Below are 18,508 nucleotides of genomic sequence, written 5' to 3' on the forward strand. Positions count from 1 at the left end.
GCAAACTCAGCGGCCAAGGCCATGATGAGTTACACCACTTCCAGGGACACGATCATCCATTCCGTTTTCAAGCTGCGAAACACGCGCTCCATCGGCGCATTATCCCAGCAGTTTCCACGACGACTCATGCTCTGGCGCATGCGATAACGCCAGAGCCGTTGGCGAAACTGCCGGCTACCATATTGCGACCCCTGGTCCGAGTGGAACAGCAGCCCCTGAGGTCTGCCGCGCTGCTCGTAAGCCATATCCAGAGCCTTGATCACCAGATCTGCATCTGGTTTGTTCGACAGCGCCCAGCCCACAATTCGACGTGCGTAGAGATCCAGGACGACAGCTAGGTAATGCCATTTTCCTTGAACCCAGATGTAGGTGATATCGCCACACCAGGCCTGATTGGGTGCCGGCACATCAAACTCTCGATTCAAGATGTTCGGAATATCAGGCCGCTCGACCGTCGCTTATTTGTAGGCGTGTGAGCCAGGTTGTTTGCTGACTAACGCCAGTTCCCGCATCAGGCCACGCACCTTGAACCGCCCGATTTGCTCGCCGTCGTCCTGCATCATCGAGACGATGCTGCGGCTGCCGGCAGCGCTTCGACTTTGCGTGAACAGCTCGTTCACGCGACTGCGCAGTCTCAGCCGCTCAACGTCCGGAGTTCGGCGCCTGAGGCGGTGGGCGTAGTAACACGAGCGAGTGACGTCAAAGACCGCGCAAAGCCAATCGACCGGCTCTCGGGCACTTAACTGATCAATCAGCGTGTGCGCTCGTGCTCTTCCGACATCAAGAGCGCGGTAGCCTTTTTTAAAATGGATTTCTCCCGCTCAAGTCGGGCGATTCGAGCCTCCAGTTCCTGGATTTTCTGCTGCTCGGGCGTCAGCGCTTTGCTCTGCGGAGTCACGCCGTTGCGCTCCTGCTGGAGTTGGTTAACCCAGCGACGTAATGCGGACTCGACCACCCCGAGCGAGCGGCTGGCTTCGATATGGCTATAGCCTTGATCGAGCACGAGGCCTGCGGCCTCGCGTTTGAATTCAGCTGAAAAGGAACGACGTTGCTTGGTCATCAGACACCTCTCTGTGGCGAGTATTCTCGCCTAAATGGGTGTCCGGGGTTAGTAGACCACTACAAGTCACTGATGGCGCGTGTCACATAAGGCTCTAAGGTTGTCACTCTATCAGCTGACTTAATTTTTTTTGTCGCGCCACAGTAATAACAGTGCCACCGTTCAATAAAAACTGTGAGTGCTCGCGCGTTAAAGCTGCAAGGTATTTATTTCTTTACGTTATCCCTAATAGGGATTAAAGAGGCTTATATGCTGACTCACTCAGTAGAGCGCCCCCAGGGGTGCACGATTACGTACCAACGCCCTGATGGCAACGAAGTGCAAGGTTACCTGGCAAGCCCCGCCGAACCGAAAGGCGCACCGGCCATTGTGGTAATTCAGGAGTGGTGGGGCGTGAACGCCCAGATCAAAGGCGTTGCGGATCGCCTCGCCGAGTGCGGCTACCGCGCACTGGTGCCAGACCTGTATCGCGGAGCAGCCACTGTGGAGGAAGAGGAAGCCCATCATTTGATGGACGAACTGGACTTCAGTGAGGCGGTGTCCCAAGACATTCGCGGCGCGGTTCAATACCTGAAGACAGACTCAAAGAACGTCGGCGTAACGGGCTACTGCATGGGCGGCGCATTGACGTTAATGGCACTGAGCGCGATTTCGGATTTGGCCGCTGGCGTGGTGTGGTACGGCTTCCCTGCACTGGAATATCTCGACGTCTCAAAAATCAAAGCACCGCTTATCGGCCACTGGGCTACTCAGGACCAGTTCTTCGATATAAAAACCGTGGGTGAGTTGGAGTCGACACTGCATGCAGCTGGGGCACAAGTCACCTTCCACCATTACCTGGCACACCATGCATTTGCCAATGAAACCGCGCTGGGAGATGGCCGTATTGCGGGCACGCAGTACGACGCTTTCTGGTCGCAATTGGCATGGGACCGCACCTTGACCTTCTTTGGCAAAACCTTGTGGAAAGGGTAAACGTATAACCTGAGGGTTGAATGGGCGGCCAAAAGACTGACGACCACTTCCTGAAAAATTGAAAAAGCGGCCTCTGCGAGAGGTAAGCCGTTTTCCACACCTGAAATAAACTGAGTCCCCCCTCACACGGAAGTGACCCCTTGCCATCCCCCCCCAACGGCCTCCCCACCCGCCGCCTGCACTTACTGCCCGCCTGTTGTCACGGCTGGAGTTTGAGCAGGAAGGCCGGGCGCGGGCGTATTTGAAGATCAACGGGCCGTGGGAGGACCATGTGTTGACCGCGCGCATTAACCCACAGGCATAACCCCCACTCGCTAGACCGCTAAGGAAGCACCATGTTCTGGAACAGAAAAACAGCCCTGGCCCTCCCCGCCACCACCGTTCAAAGCCACGTGGCCACGGCCACGGAAAACACCGCAAAATCCAACATTGACCTGGCCCTCAAACTGATCACCTTTGGCGTGGTGTTTTCCCAGGCCGTGCTGTTGATCTACGGGTACTCGCACCTGGTGGGGTATTACGAGCAATTTGGCATCGACACCGAAGAATTGAGCCTGGGCACGCCCACGCTGTTGATGCGCGGTTATATCAACAGTTTTTCCCTGGCCCTCTATTTTGCCCGGCACTTGCCGCTGATCGGGCCGGTGGTGCTGGAGCTTGGCTTTGTGCTGATTGCCACGCTGTTTATCGCGGTCATCACCAAGCGCCGCAAGCTCAATACCGTGATGGGGATTATTGTCGGCACGCTGATGTTCATTGCGTTTTTCGCGCCGGCAAAGGGCGTTCAACAAGGTGCCGACAACGGTGTGTCGGCCCTCAGGGAGCTCACCCAACTCAACGCGCCCTACGGTTTCAAAGATTTGCACACGGTGTACACCGATAAGAACGAGCCCCTGCGCGGCCAGTTGATTGTGGTGGATAGCCACAGCACGTTTATGCTGGTGGGCACGACGGTGGTCAAGCTGGAGGGCAGCACCGGGCGGGTGATTCGCGAAACGCGGATGGTGCCCAACCTTCGCAAATCCACCGACCGATAAGGGTTGGTCACAGGGCGCTGAGCTTTTTTGTATAGGACTGTATCTACGCGCCCTCACGTACACAGCCATACAACAGCGTCCTTCCGCCAGCCCGGTACGATGCTCTAATCAGCCACCTCGCTCATGCAGATGTTTCTGCGCCGTCATTGGAGGCTGTAAATGTTCAACGTGTTGTCCACGCTCACGCTGGTGTGCGCCCTGGGTGCGCCGCTGTTGGGGGCCGCAGAGGCGGCTGAGACGGGCGGTCATGCGACGCAAACCGCCGCTGTCGCCTACCGTAACGTTCAGGTCGACGGCCTGACGATTTTCTACCGCGAAGCAGGGCCCAAAGACGCGCCAACCCTGCTGATGCTGCACGGTTTTCCGAGTTCTTCGCGCATGTTCGACCCCCTCTTGTCGCGCTTGACGCAGCGCTACCACCTGGTAGCGCCGGACTACCCGGGCTTCGGCCACAGCGATGCCCCCGCCCCAAAAACCTTCGCCTATACCTTCGACCACCTGGCCGAGGTGATGCAGGATTTCACTCAAGCACTGGGCCTGAATCACTATTCGTTATTGGTACAGGACTACGGCGGCCCGGTCGGTTTTCGCATGGCGCTGGCACACCCCGAACGGCTTGAGGCGCTGATCGTTCAGAATGCCGTCGCCCATGAAGACGGCCTGGGGCCGCTGTGGCAGAAGCGGCGCGAATTCTGGGCCGATCGCGCCGCCAACGAAGCCGGCTTGCGGGCGACGTTCTTTTCATTGGCCACCACGCAGCAGCGCCACATCGGCACCAGTCCCAACGCCTGGCGCTTCAACCCAGACCTGTGGACCGACGAGTTCAACTTCCTGAACCAGCCCGGCCAGGCCGATATCCAGAGTGACTTGTTCTACGACTACCGCACCAACGTGGCCAGCTATCCCAAGTGGCAAGCCTGGCTGCGTGAGCATCAACCGCCGACGCTGGTGCTGTGGGGCCAGTACGACCCGTCATTCCAGGTCGCCGAAGCGCAGGCCTATCGCCGCGACCTGCCACAGGCCGAGGTCCATGTGCTGGAGGCGGGGCACTTTGCCCTGGATGAAAAACCCGACGAAATCGCCCAATTGATCGACGGTTTTTTAAGCAAGACGCTTACGCCAACACCTCGCTGATCCAGCGTACCTGCTGCGCAAGCGTCAGCATCTTTTGCTCGGGCACCGCGTGGCGGGCCCGGGCGAAGTTGTCCTGGGTCTTGCGTTTCTCCCGCAGCCGACGCTGCCACTTGGCCACAAACGCCGGGCTGCGCGCCTCGAGCTGCAGCGGGCCGAAGTACAGTTGCTCGGCGGTGTACACCACCGGGCCGGTGCGTTCGGCCACGATGATTTCGTAGTCGAAGCGGTTTTCGTGCAGCAGGTCTTCCGCGACGATGCGGTAGCCGTTGTCCATCAGCCACTGGCGCAGCGCCTGCTCGCCGCCGTTGGGCTGCATGATCAAGCGCGCCTGGTCGTTGAGGTGCGCCTGGCCGCTGTCCAGAATATCGCGGATGGTTTCACCGCCCATGCCGCACAGGCTGATGGCCGTGATGCGGTCTTCAGGCCGAATGGCCTGCAGCCCATCGGCCTGGCGCACGCTGATCCGCGCCTGCAACCCGCTCTCGCGCACCGTGCGTTGCGCAGCCACCAGCGGCGTCATCGCCACCTCGCCCGCCACCGCCGACACGATGACGCCACGGCGCATCAAGGCCACAGGCAGGTAGCCGTGGTCCGAGCCAATGTCGGCCAGCCGCGCGCCCATCGGCACCTGCGCCGCCACGCGCTCCAAGCGCCTGGACAAGGTCTGTTCGTTCAACCGCCACTCCTTTGTTTACACACGTCCGGACGATTCACCGGCTCGGGGCGCGATTCTGTAGAGCAATGCGGGGGATTTCAAATGCAGGCGACGGTTTCAAGGCTTCAAAGCAGCAGTGCCGGGCCTTTTTTCCTCAGCTCATCCACCAACTCGACGATCCGCCCGTTAGCGCTGGCCAGGCCTTGCGCCAACCCCACCGGCTTGGCGTCCAGCCCTTCGGCGTACACAAACTTCACATCGGTAATACCGATCAACCCCAGCACCGCTTGCAGGTAAGGCGTGACCGCATCGGTGGCCTGCCCCACGTGCACCCCGCCCCGGGAACTGAACACCACCACGCTTACGCCGCACACCAGCCCGGCCGGGTAGGTGTCGGTGTAGCGAAACGTCACCTTGGCCCGTGCCACCAGGTCGAACCAGTTTTTCAGGGGGGTGGGCACGTTGTGGTTGTACATGGGCGCGCCGATCAGCAGCAGGTCGCAGGCCTTGAGTTCGGCGATCAGCGCGTCCGACAGCGCCACCCCACGGCGCGTACGCTCATGAGTGGGGGGCGCGCCGCGCAGGGCGGCGAACAGTTCGTGGTCGAGCACCGGAAGGTCCAGCACCACCAGGTCACGCACCACGACGTGGTCGCTGAAGCCACGGCGTTGGCGTTCGGCCAGAAAGGTGTCGAGCAGGCCATTGGTATGGGACTCGGGGCCCTTGAAGCTGGATTTGAGGACAAGAATGTTGCTCATCAAAAGGGGTTCCACACATCGGGTTAATGAATGCGTGCAGGCTAACATCGCCTTTTTCTCCCCAGTGGCGATAGTATCTCCGCTCATTGGTTACTTTTTGGCTACAAACTATGCGCGACCATTTAAGCGGTATCGAAGTGTTTGTAGCCGTGGTGGAAGCGGGCAGTTTTGCCCAGGCTGCCCAGAAACAGCACGTCACCCGCTCGGCAATCGGCAAGAGCATCGCCCGCCTGGAGCAACGCCTGGGGGTGCTGTTGTTTCATCGCACCACCCGTAGCCAAAGCCTGACCGACGATGGCCAGCTGTATTACCGCCATTGCCTGCAAGGCCTGGAAGCCATCCGCGCGGGCGAGGCCTTGCTGGAAGGCGGCAAAGACCACGTGAGCGGGCGCCTGCGCGTGTCGATGCCCACGCTGTTCGGCCAACTCTACGTCGCGCCCATCCTGATCGAACTGGCCAAGGCCCACCCGGCCTTGACGCTGGAACTGTCGTTCACTGACCGGCGCGTGGACCTGATCGAGGAAGCGTTCGACCTGGCTATCCGCATCGGTGCATTGCCCGACAGCAGCAGCCTGGTCGCCCGCCCCCTGGGCGAACACCACATGGTGTTTTGCGCCTCGCCCGACTACCTGCGCCGCCGCGGCAAACCCGAAAGCCTGGAGGCGCTCAACGCACACGACGCGGTGTCTTACCTGCGCTTTGACCGGGGCCCCCACTGGCCGCCTCGCACCGACCTCCAGCCCAAGACCCGCTTGCTGATGGACGACATGCGCGCCGTGGCCGACGCCGCGCTGGCCCACATGGGCATTGCGTGGCTGCCGTATTGGCTGGTGCGCGAGGCGCTTTTGCGCGGGCAGTTGCAGGAAGTGTTGCCGGAGCATTCAGGCGAGATGTTCGCGATTCATGCGGTGTGGCCCTACACGCCGCACCGCGCCTTAAAAATAAGGGTGGCGGTGGACGCGTTGCTGGCGCAGTTGCCCGCTCGGATGGCAGTGATCCAATCGCCTTCGGGGTGAGTCCACCCGGCGCGTACTGAGGTACATTACCCCGTCACGGACCACAGATCATTCTCACAATGAACGGAGTCATCGCGTGCTTTTCAATTCTCGTCGCCGCCTCAACACCCTCTCACTGATCGCCACGGCCCTCACCCTGGCCGCCTGCCACCGCGCCATCGCCCCCGAGCTGCCGCCCGCACCGGAGCTGGGTTCGGGCTATCGCACCGACATGCACACCCGCCACGCCGAACGCCATATGGCCGCCGCCGCCAACCCGCTGGCCGCCGAGGCGGGGCGCGAGATGTTGCGCAAGGGCGGCTCGGCGATTGATGCCGCCATTGCCATGCAAGCGGTGCTGACGCTGGTGGAGCCGCAGTCTTCAGGGATCGGTGGCGGCGCGCTCATCATGCTGTGGGACGGCGAGCAAGTGCATGCCTACGACGGGCGCGAAACCGCACCGGCCGGGGCCACGCCGCGTTTGTTTCTCAAGGCCGACGGCACGCCAATGAGCTTTTCTGCCGCGCAGATCGGCGGGCGATCGGTGGCCACGCCCGGCGTGTTGCGGGCGTTGGAACTGGCCCATAAAAAGACCGGCTACTTGCAATGGGCCAAGCTGTTTGAGCCAGCGATCCGCCTGGCCGAGCAGGGTTTCCCGATCTCCGAACGCTTGCATGGCCTGATTGCCAGCGACCGGTTTATCCAACAGTCGCCAGACATGGCCGCCTACTTCCTGAACACCGACGGCAGCGCCAAGGCGGTGGGCACGCTGTTGAAAAACCCCGCACTGGCCAACGTGTTCAAGCGCATCGCCAAAGAGGGGCCGGACGCGCTGTACACCGGCCCGATTGCCGATGAAATCAGCCAAAAGGTCCAAGCCCACCAGAACCCCGGCAGCCTCACACCCACGGATCTGAAGGGCTATAGCGCCGTCGAGCGCCAGCCGCTGTGCACCGACTACAAACGCTGGCGTGTGTGCGGCATGCCACCACCGTCTTCGGGCTCGATTGCAGTCGCGCAGATCCTTGGCACCCTGCAAGCACTGGAGGCCCGCGATCCGCGCCTGGCGCTGGGGCCTATGAAACCGCTGAAGACGGCCTCACCTGCGGGGCTTGAGCCAACGCCCGAGGCGGTCCATCTGATTGCCGAGGCGCAACGGCTGGCCTATGCCGACCGGGCCCAGTACGTGGCCGATCCGGAGTTCGTGCCCGTGCCGGTCGCCGGCCTCGTCGCGCCCGACTACCTGGCCCGCCGCGCCGCGCTGATCGGCTCGCGCAGCATGGGCGTGGCCAAGCCGGGCACGCCGGCGGGCATTCAAGTGGCCTACGCGCCGGACCGCTCGCCGCTGCGTATTTCCACCTCGCAGGTGGTCGCGGTAGATGACCGGGGCGGGGCGGTGTCGATGACCTCCACCGTAGAGGCCGCCTTTGGTTCGCACTTGATGGTGCAAGGCTTTTTGCTGAACAACCAAATGACCGATTTTTCCTTTGTCCCGCAAGAAAACGGCCAGCCGGTGGCCAACCGCATCGAGCCCGGCAAACGCCCGCGCTCGTCCATGGCCCCCACACTGGTGTTCGACCGCCAGAGCGGCGAGCTCATCGCCACGGTCGGCTCGCCCGGCGGGTCGCAGATCATCGAGTACGTCAGTAAATCGTTGATCGCCATGCTCGACTGGGACATGGACCCGCAAGCCGCCGTCGGCCTGCCCAACTTCGGCAGCCGCAACGCCGCCACCGAACTGGAAAAAGGCCTGTTCAGCGCGCCGTTGAAACAAGCGCTGAAAGACAGAGGCCACGCCCTGAGCGAGATTGACATGACCAGCGGCGCCCAGGCCATCGTCCGCGTGCGGGACGCGCAGGGCAAGGTGTCGCTGCTCGGCGGGGCGGACCCACGGCGCGAGGGGGAGGCGTTGGGGGACTGAGGGGGATGCCACGGGGCGAGCAGGTGGACGTTCTCGTGACTGTCATGTTTTGCGGTAAAACGCTGCTTGAGTCTCACCGCCTCCCCTGACATTTTCTGGCTCCGCCAGAACTTGCCGTGGCAAAAGCGGCTCGGTGCGGGTCATTTACACAAGCCAATTGTGCAGTGGCGTACTGGTTACGCTGCTGATTTATGGCAAAGGTGCCACCGAGAATATTCCGGCGCATATCCTCTACAAAATTGCCAAGGAAATGAACCATGCCACTCACTGAGCAACAACTGAAAGAGCGCGACGCCAAGCGCAACATTGGCGAAGAATTGCTGGCAGCCATTGTTGACATCAAGGCCGGGCGTCAGGGCCAGACCCATCAGGTCGCAACCACTCAAGCGGCACAAGCGCGCAGCAAGACAGGGCTGTCACAACCCAAGTTCGCAGAGCTGCTGGGAGTTTCCGTGCGAACCCTTCAAGAATGGGAGCAAGGCCGTCGCTCTCCGTCCGGCGCGGCCCGCTCGTTGCTGCATATTGCGACTATCAGGCCGGACGTTTTTCGCGAGGTATTGAGCCCTCATTGATGCCGTGATGATTAGCGGCTGATCTTCAACCCCTTGCGCCCCGCATGCCGCTCCACCGCCAGTTCAATCAGCCGGCTGACCAGCTCGCTGTAGCTCATGCCCGCCGCCTGCCACAACTTGGGGTACATGCTGATGCGGGTAAAGCCTGGCAATGAGTTGATCTCGTTGATCAGCACTTCACCCTCTTCAGTCAGAAACACGTCCACCCGTGCCAGCCCTGCACAGCCCAGCGCTTCGAACGCTTCAATGGCCAGGGCGCGGATGCGCTCGCTGGCGTCGGCGCTGATGTCTGCGGGCACCACCACTTGCGCGGCCTGGTCGTCGATGTATTTGCTGTCGTAGGAATAGAACCCGTCGCGTACCACGATTTCGCCGCAGCCGCTGGCCACCGGGTTTTCGTTGCCGAGCACGGCGCATTCGATTTCACGCCCCTTGACGGCGGACTCCACCAACACTTTTTCGTCGAACTCCAGCGCCAGCGCCACGGCGGCGTGGTATTGGGCTTCGTCGACCACTTTGCTCACGCCCACCGAGGAGCCCTGGTTGGCCGGTTTTACGAACATCGGCAAGCCCAGTTTTTGTTGCGCGTGCTGGAACGAGGTGCGCGCCGCGAGGGCACGCGTGAGGGTGATGAATGGCGTGACCGCAATGCCCGCATCGCGCAGCAGGCGCTTGCTGATGTCTTTGTCCATGCAGATCGCCGAGCCCAGCACATCGGAGCCCACGAACGGCAAGTCGGCCATGCGCAACAGGCCTTGCAGGCAGCCGTCTTCGCCAAGGGTGCCATGCACGATGGGGAAGATCACGTCGATGTGTGCCAGCACGCCCTGGCCGGAGGTTTCCACCACTTGCTGGCTGGTCTTGCCCGGCACCACGGCCAGTTCGCGGTTGGACTGGTTAAGGGCGATCAGGGCCGGGTTTTCCTGGTTGATCAGAAAGTTGGAGGTGTCGTTAAGGTGCCAGTGGCCGGCCTTGTCGATGCCGATCAGCACGGGCTCGAAGCGCGAACGGTCCAGCGCATCCACAATATTGCGTGCCGACTGCAGCGAGACTTCGTGTTCGGCCGAACGGCCACCAAAAATAATACCTACCCGCAGCTTGCTCATGACCGGCCTCACATTTGAAAGTAAGGCTTCTTACCATGACCTGTCAGCGATTCGCTACCAGGTGGGCGCCAAACAGCACATAACAACCGCCCGCAAAGCGGTCCAGCCACCGGCGCGAGCGGCCATACAGATCGGCCATGCGCGCACTGGAAAACACCAGGGCCACGCAGGCGTACCAACTGAAGGACAACGTCGCCATGATGGCCACCGCCAGGGTCAACAAGGTGGGCGACGGGGACGGGGGCATGGTGGACGCAAAGAGGGTCGTGACAAACAACGCAGACTTGGGGTTGGTCAGGTTACCCAACAGGCCCAGGCGCCAGGCCGCGAACAAGGAGCGCTGGGGCGCGACCGGCAAAGGGTTCTGGCCCATCGTCGGTGCCGACCGCTTGAACAGTTTCAGCCCCAGGTAAATCAGGTAGCCGCCGCCGATGATCTTGAACGCCAGGTACAGCATGGGCGCGGCCGCGAACAGCGACTTGATGCCCAGGCCTCCCGCCAACCCCCAGATCACCGTGCCGGTGGCTACGCCCAAGGATGCCACCACCCCATGCCGGCGTGAACGACTGGCCGCCAGTTGCGCGATGTTGAAAAAATTCGGGCCGGGCGTCACCACGGCGACGACCCACAGGAGCGCCAGAGACACCAGCGGCGCGACGTAGAGCGGGTCGAAAAATGCCATGTTTTATCTGCCAAGCGCTGTAGGAGCGCCGATGATAAGCGCGCCCCCTGCGCTGCACAATCGTACAAGACCCCCGCAGACAGTTCGTAGAGACTGGGTTAACGTGATCCCACCACCCTGTACGACATTTCTCCATGGCCACTAACATCGACTGGCTGCACCGTGCCCCCCACGCCAGTGGCCTGGAGCGGATCGAGGCGTATTTTGCCGGGTTCGGCTTCGACCCTCATCGTCACGACACCTACGCCATCGGCCGCACCCTGTTTGGCGTGCAGAGTTTTCATTATCGCGGCGGCATGACCCACAGCCTGCCGGGGCGCACCATGGTGATTCATCCCGACGAAGTGCACGACGGCTGGGCAGGCAGCGAGGAAGGGTTCAAGTACCGGATGATTTACGTGGAGCCGGCGCTGGTCCAGCAGATCCTGGGTGGCAAGCCGCTGCCGTTTATCCCCGGCGGGCTGTCCAGCGACCCTTGGCTGTACCGCGCCAGCGAAGTGCTGCTGCAAAGCCTGGATTGCCCGATTGACCCGATGCAGGAACAGGACGCGATGTTCGACCTGGTCCAGGCCCTGAACACGGCGTCGGGCGTGAGTGGCGTGCGCAAAACGTTCGATTACGTGGCAGCGGAGCGGGCCAGGGAGTTTATCCACTGCGCCCTGGGGCGCCCCATCACCCTTGAAGAACTGGCGGACTACAGCGGGCGTGATCGCTGGGCGTTATCGCGGGATTTTCGTCTGCTGTTTGGTACAAGCCCCTACCGCTACCTGACCCTGCGCCGACTGGACCTGGTGCGCAGTTTGCTCAGCCAGGGCCAGCCGCTGGTGGACGCGGCCATGACCGCAGGGTTCACCGACCAGAGCCACATGACCCGCCAGTTTCGCAGCACCTTCGGCATGCCGCCGTCGCGCTGGGTGAAGATGCTCGGCCGTTGAGCACTTAACCCGCCAGCGTCTTGCCCACCACCGGCTGGCCAATGGTCAGGAAATTCCCGCCCGCCACGTGATGCAGCGTACGCAGGGAGTCCTGCCCCTCGAAATGCCAGTGCCCGTCGCTGAACACCCGCTCATCGGCGTAAGCGGCCACCACTTCGCCCAGAAACAGGTCATAGGCCTGCTGAATATGGGGCTCGGGCAATAAACGGCACTCCAGCCACGCCACACAGCCTTCCAGCAACGGCGCCGGGGTGTGTTCGCCGTTGAACGTCGGCAGCGCGTAAGCCGCGAATTTGTCGGTGTCTCGCCCGCCGGTATTGCCCACGGTTTGCACGATATCGGCCTGGGCCACGCAGGGCACGTTCAGCACAAAGGTGCCAGCGCCTTCCAGCAGTTGGCGGGTCCAGGTGGACTTGTCCAGCACCACCGCAATTTTGGGCGGTTCAAAATCCAACGGCATCGCCCAGGCCGCCGCCATGATGTTGCGCGTGCCATTGTGGGCAGCGCTCACCAGCACGGTAGGGCCGTGGTTGATCAGGCGGTAGGCTTTGGTCAGCGGGACCGGGCGACGATGGGTAGGACTCATGGAGGAAAGGCTCTTCATCGGAGAAAGAGCCTACGATACCTCAAGCATGAGCCCCGGCAATCAATGCGACAGCTGGTTGGCGAACTGCCCGACCGCGCTGACCACTTTTTGCGCGCCGTCCTGGATTTCCACGATCACCGTGCCCGCCTCCGCCGCCAGCGCCAGGCCATGTTCGGCCTGCTCGCGGCCATCGGTCATCAACGCCACCGCATCACGGGCCATGTCCTGGTTCTGACGCACCACGCCGACGATTTCCTCGGTAGCCTTGCTGGTGCGCGAGGCCAGTTGCCGCACTTCATCGGCCACCACCGCAAACCCGCGGCCCTGTTCACCGGCGCGGGCCGCTTCGATGGCCGCGTTGAGGGCCAGCAGGTTGGTTTGTTCGGCAATGCCGCTGATGGTCTTGACGATGGTGCCAATCACTTGGGACTGCGCATTCAACGCCTCGATGCCCTCACCCGCCTGCTGCATGTGCTTGGCCAGGTCGCGCATCACGTCCACGGCCTGCGTCACCACGGTGGTGCCGCGCTGGGCGCTGCTGTCGGTTTGCAGCGAGGTGCTGTAGGCAATGTTGGCGGCTTCGGCGACGGCTTGCTCCTGGTTGACCTGATCGGTGATCACGGTGGCGAACTTGACCACTTTGTACAGACGGTCGTTGGCATCGAGTACCGGGTTGTAGGACGCCTCCAGCCATACCGTACGACCATGGCTGTCCACGCGTTTAAAGCGGGCCGCGACGAACTCACCGGCATTCAGGCGCTTCCAGAACGCCTGGTACTCGGCGCCGTTGTAGTCTTCGGGCAGGCAGAACATGCGGTGATGTTTGCCCTGGATCTGCGCCAGGCTGTAACCCATGCCCCCCAGGAAGCGATCGTTGGCAGTGAGCACGTGGCCATTAAGGTCAAACTCGATCACCGCCGTGGAGCGCACCAGCGCGGTGATGAGGTTTTCGTGGTCCCGGGACGCCTCGATGGTGCGGGTCAGGTCGCTGGAGTACACCGAGAAATTCTTGATCCGCCCGTCCGCGCCGCGCACCGGCTGCACGATGGAACGCAGCCACGCCTCCTTGCCGTTGCCGCGCAGCAGGCGCACCGTACCGGCAAAATGCTCGCCACGGGTCAGCGCACTCTTGACGCGTAGCTGCGACGGGTCCTGCTTGGCATGCACAGGCTCCAGGTCATCGATCGAACGACCGAGCAATTGCCCGCCCTGGTAGCCCATCTCCTGCAAAAAGATGCTGTTGACCGAAGCGATGCGCCCGTCCGGGTCAAGGGTCAGTGCCATCATTTCGCTTTCCAGGCTCTCCTTGACCTGCTGCAAACTGGACAATTCTTCGCGAAGAGCCGACAGCTCCTGTTTCAGGCGGGTGTTGAACATGGGGCACCGGTGGGCAAGTGGGAACTGGGATCTGACCTGCATCGGCGTTCGCGGGGTTTTCTTAAGCAAGCTTGAGTGATTTGTACAACTTTTTTTGAGCACCACCCGCGCCCGACCACCGATCGCCCCAAAATAACGCGCGAGCGCGCTGCAACCCTTCTATCAGGTATGCTTTTCGAGCAGGAAACATAAAGTAACAAATACCCAACCTGTTCGATAAGGAGCCCCGTTTTGGAGTTATCGACTGCCGCGTGGATGGTTCACGACACCCGCCTCATGTTTTGCGTCCTGCTGGCCATCGCCAGCATCATCGTGTTGATCAGCGCCACCAAGTTGCCGCCGTTCCTGTCGATCCTCATCGGCACGTTCATTGCCGGTGTCGGCGCCGGGCTGCCCCCGGAAGAAGTGGCCAAGGCGTTCAGCAAAGGCGCCGGGGCGATCCTTGGCGAAGCCGGGATCATCATTGCGCTGGGCTCGATGCTGGGCGCACTGATGGCCGAGTCCGGGGCTGCCGACCGCATTGCCACCACCCTGCTGGGGCTGGGCAAGGGCAAGTCGTTGCCCTGGGTGATGGCCTTGGTGGCGATGGTGATCGGCTTGCCACTGTTTTTTGAAGTGGGCCTGGTGATGATGGTGCCGATCATCTTTGTGATGGCTAAACGCTCGAACCAGCCCCTGCTGAAAATCGCGATCCCGGCGCTGGCGGGCATGACCACCCTGCATGCCTTGATGCCCCCGCACCCGGGCCCGTTGATTGCGGTGGGCGCGCTGCACGCCGACCTGGGCCTGACCATGTTGCTGGGGTTCTGCCTGGCGGTGCCTGCGGTGATCCTGGCGGGCCCGCTGTATGGCAATTGGTTGTCCAAGCGCATGCCGGTGGCCGAGCCTGAGGACATTGGCGCGCTGTTCAGCGCCCCGCCCAAGGCCCCGCGCCAGCCAGGCTTTGGCGTGTCGTTGCTGATCATCCTGTTGCCGGTGATCCTGATGCTCGGCAGCACCCTGGCCAAGGTGGCGATGCCTGCCCAGAGTAGCGTCGCGCTGACCTTGAAATTTCTCGGCGAACCGTTGATCGCCCTCGGCCTCGCCGTGATCGCCGCCGTGATCTGCCTGGGCTGGGCCGCCGGCATGCCTCGCGCCGACGTGGGCAACACCCTGCGTAAAGCGCTGGCGCCCATCGCGGTGCTGTTGCTGACCATCGGTGCCGGCGGCGGCCTCAAGCAAACCCTGCTAGACGCGGGCGTGAGCCAGACCATCAGCAAGGTCGCCGAAGGCGCGCACATGCCTTATCTGCTGCTGGCGTGGTTGATCGCCGTGGCCCTGCGCCAGGCAACTGGCTCGGCCACCGTGGCCACGACCACCACGGCGGGCATTCTGGCGCCGATGATGGCAGGCCTGGCGGCCACCCAGAGTTCACTGGTGGCGCTGGCGATTGGCGCAGGCTCGGTGTTTTTCTGCCACGTCAACGACGCCGGGTTCTGGATGGTGCGCGAGTACTTCGGGCTGCAATTGAAGCAGACGATTTGGGTGTGGTCGGTGTTGCAAACCATCGTGTCAGTGGTGGGCCTGGTCGGCACGCTGCTGTTGTGGCACTGGCTGACCTGACTGTTACCCCGCCAGGGTGTGGCGCTTGCTGAACAGCGCCACACTCACCACCCCGACCGCCCCCATCACCACGCAATACCCCACGCACACCCACGGCCGGGTGGGCATCAGCGCAATCAGCGCCAGCGGCGTGGTACTCGCCCACAACGCATAGGCGATGTTGTAGGTGAACGAAATTCCCGACACCCGCACCGGCGCCGGGAACAGGCTGACCATCACCGAGGGCACCGCGCCCACCACCCCGCAACACAGGCCCGCCACGGCATAGGCGGCGCCCACCCACACGTTGCCGATCAGGCTGGCGTATAGCACCGCAATGCCCACCGGCAACAGCAGGCTGTAGACCCACACCGCGCGCCACGCGCCAATACGGTCCACCAGCAGGCCGGCCACTACACAACCGATGTTCAAGAACACGATGCCCAACGCACTCAAGGCAAAGGTGTCGCCCGGGGTCATGCCGAAGGTTTTCTGCATCAGGGTCGGCGTGATCACCACCAGCACCACCACGGCGGAGGTGAGCACGCAGGTGAGGATCATCGCTGGCAGCAGCGCCTGGCGGTGCTCGCGCAGGACCGTGCGCAACGGCATTTCGGCGGCGGCCTGACGGCGCGCCTGCATGGCCAGGAACACCGGGGTTTCGCTGAGCCAGCGGCGCAGCCAGACGCCGATCACGCCGAACACACCGCCGAGCAAAAAGGGAAACCGCCAGGCGTAGTCGAGGATTTCGGCCGGTGTGAAGACCTGCGCCAACAGGGTCGCGGTCAAGGCGCCAAGCAGGTAGCCAAAGGTCAGCCCGGCTTGCAAAAAGCCCAGCGCATAACCGCGGTGCCTGGCCGGCGCGTGTTCGGCCACGAACACCCAGGCGCTGGGCACCTCACCGCCCACCGCCGCGCCCTGCAGCACGCGCAACGCCAGCAGGATCAACGGTGCGAAATAGCCGATTTGCGCGTAGGTAGGCATCACCCCGATCAGCAGGCAAGGCAACGCCATCATCAGGATGCTCAGGCTGAACACACGTTTGCGTCCCAAGTGGTCGGCAAAATGCGCCATCAGGATGCCGCCCAGCGGGCGCGCCAGGTAGCCGGTCACAAAGATGCCGAAGCTTTGCAGCAGGCGCAGCCATTCGGGCATTTGCGGCGGGAAAAACAGCTGGCTCAGGGTCAGGGCAAAAAACACGAAAATGATGAAATCATAGATTTCCAGGGCCCCGCCCAGGGCAGCCAGGCCCAGGGTTTTGTAGTCGGAGCGGGAAAAACGCTGCGCCTGTGGAGAAGAGGTGGCAGTCATGAAAAAGCTCGGCAGACAAACGAAATGGCGTGCAGGTTAGGAGCTGGGCGCACTCATGGCAATCGCGGCAGATATATTTGTTTTCCTCATGGATCGATGAGGATAACTACATTCCCAAAAGAATGATCGTAGGGGAAGATCCGCTCAATTCCCTCCAAAAATGCGACAGTGGATGTCATCCCCCGGCTAAAAGAGGGTGAGTCCAGGCGCCTGTCGTGGCTCAAGACTGCCGACACCATAATAAATACAAGAGGTAACACCACGTGGCCGATCCTATCGAAGAAAGCCGCTATGCCCGCTTTGCCCTGCGCTGCTCCAACTTTGCCGAACGCTGGTTTCCCGACTCCTGGGTGTTTGCCGCCCTGGCCGTGATCATCGTCGCCGTCGCGACCTTGGGCATGGGCGCCGCCCCCACCGAAGCCGCCAAGGCATTTGGTGACGGGTTCTGGAGTTTGATCCCGTTCACCATGCAGATGGCCTTTGTGGTGATTGGCGGGTACGTGGTGGCCAGCTCGCCACCGGCCGTCAAGTTGATCGACCGCCTGGCGCGTATTCCCAAGAACGGCCGCTCGGCCGTGGCGTGGGTGGCGCTGATTTCGATGGTCGCCTCCTTGCTCAACTGGGGCCTGTCGCTGGTCTTCGGTGGGTTGCTGGTGCGGGCCCTGGCGCGTCGCACCGATTTGCGCATGGACTACCGCGCGGCGGGGGCCGCAGCCTACCTGGGCCTCGGCGCCGTGTGGGCGCTGGGGCTGTCGTCCTCGGCCGCGCAGTTGCAGGCCAACCCGGCCAGCTTGCCGCCGTCGATTCTGGCGATCACCGGGATGATTCCCTTCACAGAAACGATCTTTCTCTGGCAGTCGGGGGTGATGTTGCTGGCGTTGATCGTGGTGTCGCTGGTCATCGCCTACGCCACGGCCCCCGGGCCCAACGCCGCGCGCGATGCCAAGGCCTGCGGCGTCGACCCGGCCTTCAACCTGCCCAAGCCGCAACCGCCGAGCCGTCCGGGCGAATGGCTGGAACACAGCCCGTTGCTCACCCTTTTGCTGGCGCTGCTGGCGGCCGGCTGGTTGTTCCACGAGTTTTCCACCAAGCCTGCGATCAGCGCCATCTCGGGGCTCAATACCTATAACTTCCTGTTCCTGATGGTGGGCGCGCTGCTGCACTGGCGCCCGCGCAGTTTTCTGGATGCGGTGGCGCGTGCGGTGCCGACCACAACCGGCGTACTGATCCAGTTCCCGCTGTACGGCTCGATCGCGGCGTTGATGACCGTGGTCAAGGGCGGTGATGGCCAGACCCTGGCGCACCATATTTCGACCTTCTTTACCTCAATCGCCTCCCACGACACCTACGCCCTGTTGATGGGCGTCTACTCGGCGGTGCTGGGCTTCTTTATACCGTCGGGCGGCGGCAAGTGGATCATCGAAGCGCCCTACGTGATGCAAGTGGCCAACGACCTGCAATACCACCTGGGCTGGGCGGTGCAGATCTACAACGCCGCCGAGGCGCTGCCCAACCTGATCAACCCGTTCTATATGTTGCCGCTGCTCGGCGTGCTGGGGTTGAAGGCGCGCGACTTGATCGGTTTTTCATTCGTGCAGTTGCTGGTGCACACGCCGCTGGTGCTGTTCCTGTTGTGGGCATTGGGCACGACGTTGAAGTATTTGCCGCCGGTGGTGCCGTAGGTTAAATCGTGTCGATATCCAGATCGTAGGGGGCACCGATGACGTGCCCCCCGGTGATGACGGCGATGGCCTGGTCGTTGTCGATGAGCTCGGGCGGGGCTGTGGCCAATGGTTCCTCGGTGGTATTAAGAGCGTGCGCCT

The 18,508-nt window shown here is 62.3% G+C and carries 16 protein-coding genes and 2 pseudogenes; 9 read left to right on the forward strand and 9 right to left on the reverse strand.

From position 1 onward, the window contains the following. Window positions 1–53 precede the first annotated feature (53 nt). Window positions 54–1,060 (reverse strand): annotated as a pseudogene (locus ACW9H9_RS26370) (IS3 family transposase); the annotation flags it as partial. 249 nt (window positions 1,061–1,309) lie between these two features. On the opposite strand from ACW9H9_RS26370, the gene ACW9H9_RS26375 reads away from it, so the two are divergent. The 3 genes from ACW9H9_RS26375 (at window position 1,310) to ACW9H9_RS26385 (ending at window position 4,206) form a co-directional block, all read left to right on the forward strand. Further along, window positions 1,310–2,035 carry a dienelactone hydrolase family protein gene (locus ACW9H9_RS26375; protein ID WP_457346258.1) on the forward strand — a complete coding sequence of 242 codons (726 nt, stop codon included), beginning with the start codon at window positions 1,310–1,312 and terminating at the stop codon, window positions 2,033–2,035. 335 nt (window positions 2,036–2,370) lie between these two features. Continuing rightward, entirely contained in the window at window positions 2,371–3,072 is a 702-nt protein-coding gene (locus ACW9H9_RS26380; protein WP_457346257.1) for a hypothetical protein, read from the forward strand. Between the two features lie 159 nt (window positions 3,073–3,231). Continuing rightward, window positions 3,232–4,206 carry an alpha/beta fold hydrolase gene (locus tag ACW9H9_RS26385; RefSeq protein WP_457346255.1) on the forward strand — a complete coding sequence of 325 codons (975 nt, stop codon included), beginning with the start codon at window positions 3,232–3,234 and terminating at the stop codon, window positions 4,204–4,206. On the opposite strand, the gene ACW9H9_RS26390 is transcribed toward ACW9H9_RS26385, so the two are convergent. Together ACW9H9_RS26390 and ACW9H9_RS26395 are read right to left on the reverse strand one after the other, a co-directional pair. After that, window positions 4,187–4,882 (reverse strand): tRNA (adenine(22)-N(1))-methyltransferase, encoded by a 696-nt coding sequence (locus tag ACW9H9_RS26390; RefSeq protein ID WP_457346254.1) that lies wholly within the window; start codon window positions 4,880–4,882, stop codon window positions 4,187–4,189. The genes ACW9H9_RS26385 and ACW9H9_RS26390 overlap by 20 nt on opposite strands. A gap of 104 nt (window positions 4,883–4,986) precedes the next feature. Continuing rightward, window positions 4,987–5,619 (reverse strand): FMN-dependent NADH-azoreductase, encoded by a 633-nt coding sequence (locus ACW9H9_RS26395; protein WP_457346253.1) that lies wholly within the window; start codon window positions 5,617–5,619, stop codon window positions 4,987–4,989. Between the two features lie 110 nt (window positions 5,620–5,729). Here ACW9H9_RS26395 and ACW9H9_RS26400 point away from each other — a divergent pair, with 110 nt between their 5' ends. The 3 genes from ACW9H9_RS26400 to ACW9H9_RS26410 all read left to right on the forward strand — a co-directional run bounded on the left by ACW9H9_RS26400 (window position 5,730) and on the right by ACW9H9_RS26410 (window position 9,107). Beyond that, window positions 5,730–6,635 carry a LysR family transcriptional regulator gene (locus ACW9H9_RS26400; RefSeq protein WP_457346251.1) on the forward strand — a complete coding sequence of 302 codons (906 nt, stop codon included), beginning with the start codon at window positions 5,730–5,732 and terminating at the stop codon, window positions 6,633–6,635. Between the two features lie 76 nt (window positions 6,636–6,711). Next, the gene (gene ggt / locus ACW9H9_RS26405; protein WP_457346250.1) at window positions 6,712–8,535 is read left to right on the forward strand and encodes a gamma-glutamyltransferase; all 1,824 of its coding nucleotides are present in this window, start codon (window positions 6,712–6,714) and stop codon (window positions 8,533–8,535) included. Window positions 8,536–8,792: 257 nt separating this feature from the next. Next, window positions 8,793–9,107 carry a helix-turn-helix domain-containing protein gene (locus ACW9H9_RS26410; RefSeq protein WP_457346249.1) on the forward strand — a complete coding sequence of 105 codons (315 nt, stop codon included), beginning with the start codon at window positions 8,793–8,795 and terminating at the stop codon, window positions 9,105–9,107. An 11-nt stretch (window positions 9,108–9,118) separates the two neighbouring features. On the opposite strand, the gene ddlA is transcribed toward ACW9H9_RS26410, so the two are convergent. Together ddlA and ACW9H9_RS26420 are read right to left on the reverse strand one after the other, a co-directional pair. Beyond that, a complete protein-coding gene (gene ddlA, locus ACW9H9_RS26415) occupies window positions 9,119–10,213 on the reverse strand; it encodes a D-alanine--D-alanine ligase (RefSeq protein WP_457346248.1) in 1,095 nt (364 codons plus the stop codon). 43 nt (window positions 10,214–10,256) lie between these two features. Then, window positions 10,257–10,895, reverse strand: a complete 639-nt coding sequence (locus ACW9H9_RS26420; RefSeq protein WP_457346247.1) for a LysE family transporter — start codon at window positions 10,893–10,895, stop codon at window positions 10,257–10,259. 134 nt (window positions 10,896–11,029) lie between these two features. Between ACW9H9_RS26420 and ACW9H9_RS26425 the strand changes: the two genes are divergently transcribed. After that, window positions 11,030–11,830, forward strand: coding sequence for an AraC family transcriptional regulator (locus ACW9H9_RS26425; protein ID WP_457346246.1), 801 nt, complete (start codon window positions 11,030–11,032; stop codon window positions 11,828–11,830). Window positions 11,831–11,834: 4 nt separating this feature from the next. Here the strand turns inward: ACW9H9_RS26425 and ACW9H9_RS26430 are convergent, their stop codons facing one another. From ACW9H9_RS26430 to ACW9H9_RS26440, 3 genes and pseudogenes are all read right to left on the reverse strand, one after another. Continuing rightward, window positions 11,835–12,416 (reverse strand): flavin reductase family protein, encoded by a 582-nt coding sequence (locus ACW9H9_RS26430; RefSeq protein ID WP_457346245.1) that lies wholly within the window; start codon window positions 12,414–12,416, stop codon window positions 11,835–11,837. Between the two features lie 60 nt (window positions 12,417–12,476). Beyond that, entirely contained in the window at window positions 12,477–12,908 is a 432-nt protein-coding gene (locus ACW9H9_RS26435; RefSeq protein ID WP_457374541.1) for a methyl-accepting chemotaxis protein, read from the reverse strand. Window positions 12,909–13,016: 108 nt separating this feature from the next. Continuing rightward, a pseudogene (locus ACW9H9_RS26440) lies at window positions 13,017–13,835 on the reverse strand (PAS domain-containing protein); the annotation flags it as partial. Between the two features lie 189 nt (window positions 13,836–14,024). On the opposite strand from ACW9H9_RS26440, the gene ACW9H9_RS26445 reads away from it, so the two are divergent. Next, window positions 14,025–15,395: a GntT/GntP/DsdX family permease gene (locus ACW9H9_RS26445; RefSeq protein ID WP_457346244.1), complete on the forward strand. Its 1,371-nt coding sequence runs from the start codon at window positions 14,025–14,027 to the stop codon at window positions 15,393–15,395. Between the two features lie 3 nt (window positions 15,396–15,398). Here ACW9H9_RS26445 and ACW9H9_RS26450 read toward each other — a convergent pair whose 3' ends face one another. Further along, the gene (locus ACW9H9_RS26450; protein ID WP_457346243.1) at window positions 15,399–16,685 is read right to left on the reverse strand and encodes an MFS transporter; all 1,287 of its coding nucleotides are present in this window, start codon (window positions 16,683–16,685) and stop codon (window positions 15,399–15,401) included. Between the two features lie 263 nt (window positions 16,686–16,948). Between ACW9H9_RS26450 and ACW9H9_RS26455 the strand changes: the two genes are divergently transcribed. Next, window positions 16,949–18,367: a short-chain fatty acid transporter gene (locus tag ACW9H9_RS26455; protein WP_457346241.1), complete on the forward strand. Its 1,419-nt coding sequence runs from the start codon at window positions 16,949–16,951 to the stop codon at window positions 18,365–18,367. Window positions 18,368–18,508: the final 141 nt, after the last annotated feature.

The organism is Pseudomonas sp. SDO5215_S409, assembly GCF_054071325.1.

Excerpts from the sequence above, each read along its gene's own strand:
- ACW9H9_RS26375 (WP_457346258.1), top strand. The coding sequence starts at position 1,310 with ATGCTGACTCACTCAGTAGAGCGCCCCCAGGGGTGCACGATTACGTAC.
- ACW9H9_RS26380 (WP_457346257.1), top strand. The coding sequence starts at position 2,371 with ATGTTCTGGAACAGAAAAACAGCCCTGGCCCTCCCCGCCACCACCGTT.
- ACW9H9_RS26385 (WP_457346255.1), top strand. The coding sequence starts at position 3,232 with ATGTTCAACGTGTTGTCCACGCTCACGCTGGTGTGCGCCCTGGGTGCG.
- ACW9H9_RS26395 (WP_457346253.1), bottom strand. The coding sequence starts at position 5,619 with ATGAGCAACATTCTTGTCCTCAAATCCAGCTTCAAGGGCCCCGAGTCC.
- ACW9H9_RS26400 (WP_457346251.1), top strand. The coding sequence starts at position 5,730 with ATGCGCGACCATTTAAGCGGTATCGAAGTGTTTGTAGCCGTGGTGGAA.
- ACW9H9_RS26410 (WP_457346249.1), top strand. The coding sequence starts at position 8,793 with ATGCCACTCACTGAGCAACAACTGAAAGAGCGCGACGCCAAGCGCAAC.
- ddlA (WP_457346248.1), bottom strand. The coding sequence starts at position 10,213 with ATGAGCAAGCTGCGGGTAGGTATTATTTTTGGTGGCCGTTCGGCCGAA.
- ACW9H9_RS26420 (WP_457346247.1), bottom strand. The coding sequence starts at position 10,895 with ATGGCATTTTTCGACCCGCTCTACGTCGCGCCGCTGGTGTCTCTGGCG.
- ACW9H9_RS26425 (WP_457346246.1), top strand. The coding sequence starts at position 11,030 with ATGGCCACTAACATCGACTGGCTGCACCGTGCCCCCCACGCCAGTGGC.
- ACW9H9_RS26430 (WP_457346245.1), bottom strand. The coding sequence starts at position 12,416 with ATGAGTCCTACCCATCGTCGCCCGGTCCCGCTGACCAAAGCCTACCGC.
- ACW9H9_RS26435 (WP_457374541.1), bottom strand. The coding sequence starts at position 12,908 with ATGCGCGACCTGGCCAAGCACATGCAGCAGGCGGGTGAGGGCATCGAG.
- ACW9H9_RS26450 (WP_457346243.1), bottom strand. The coding sequence starts at position 16,685 with ATGACTGCCACCTCTTCTCCACAGGCGCAGCGTTTTTCCCGCTCCGAC.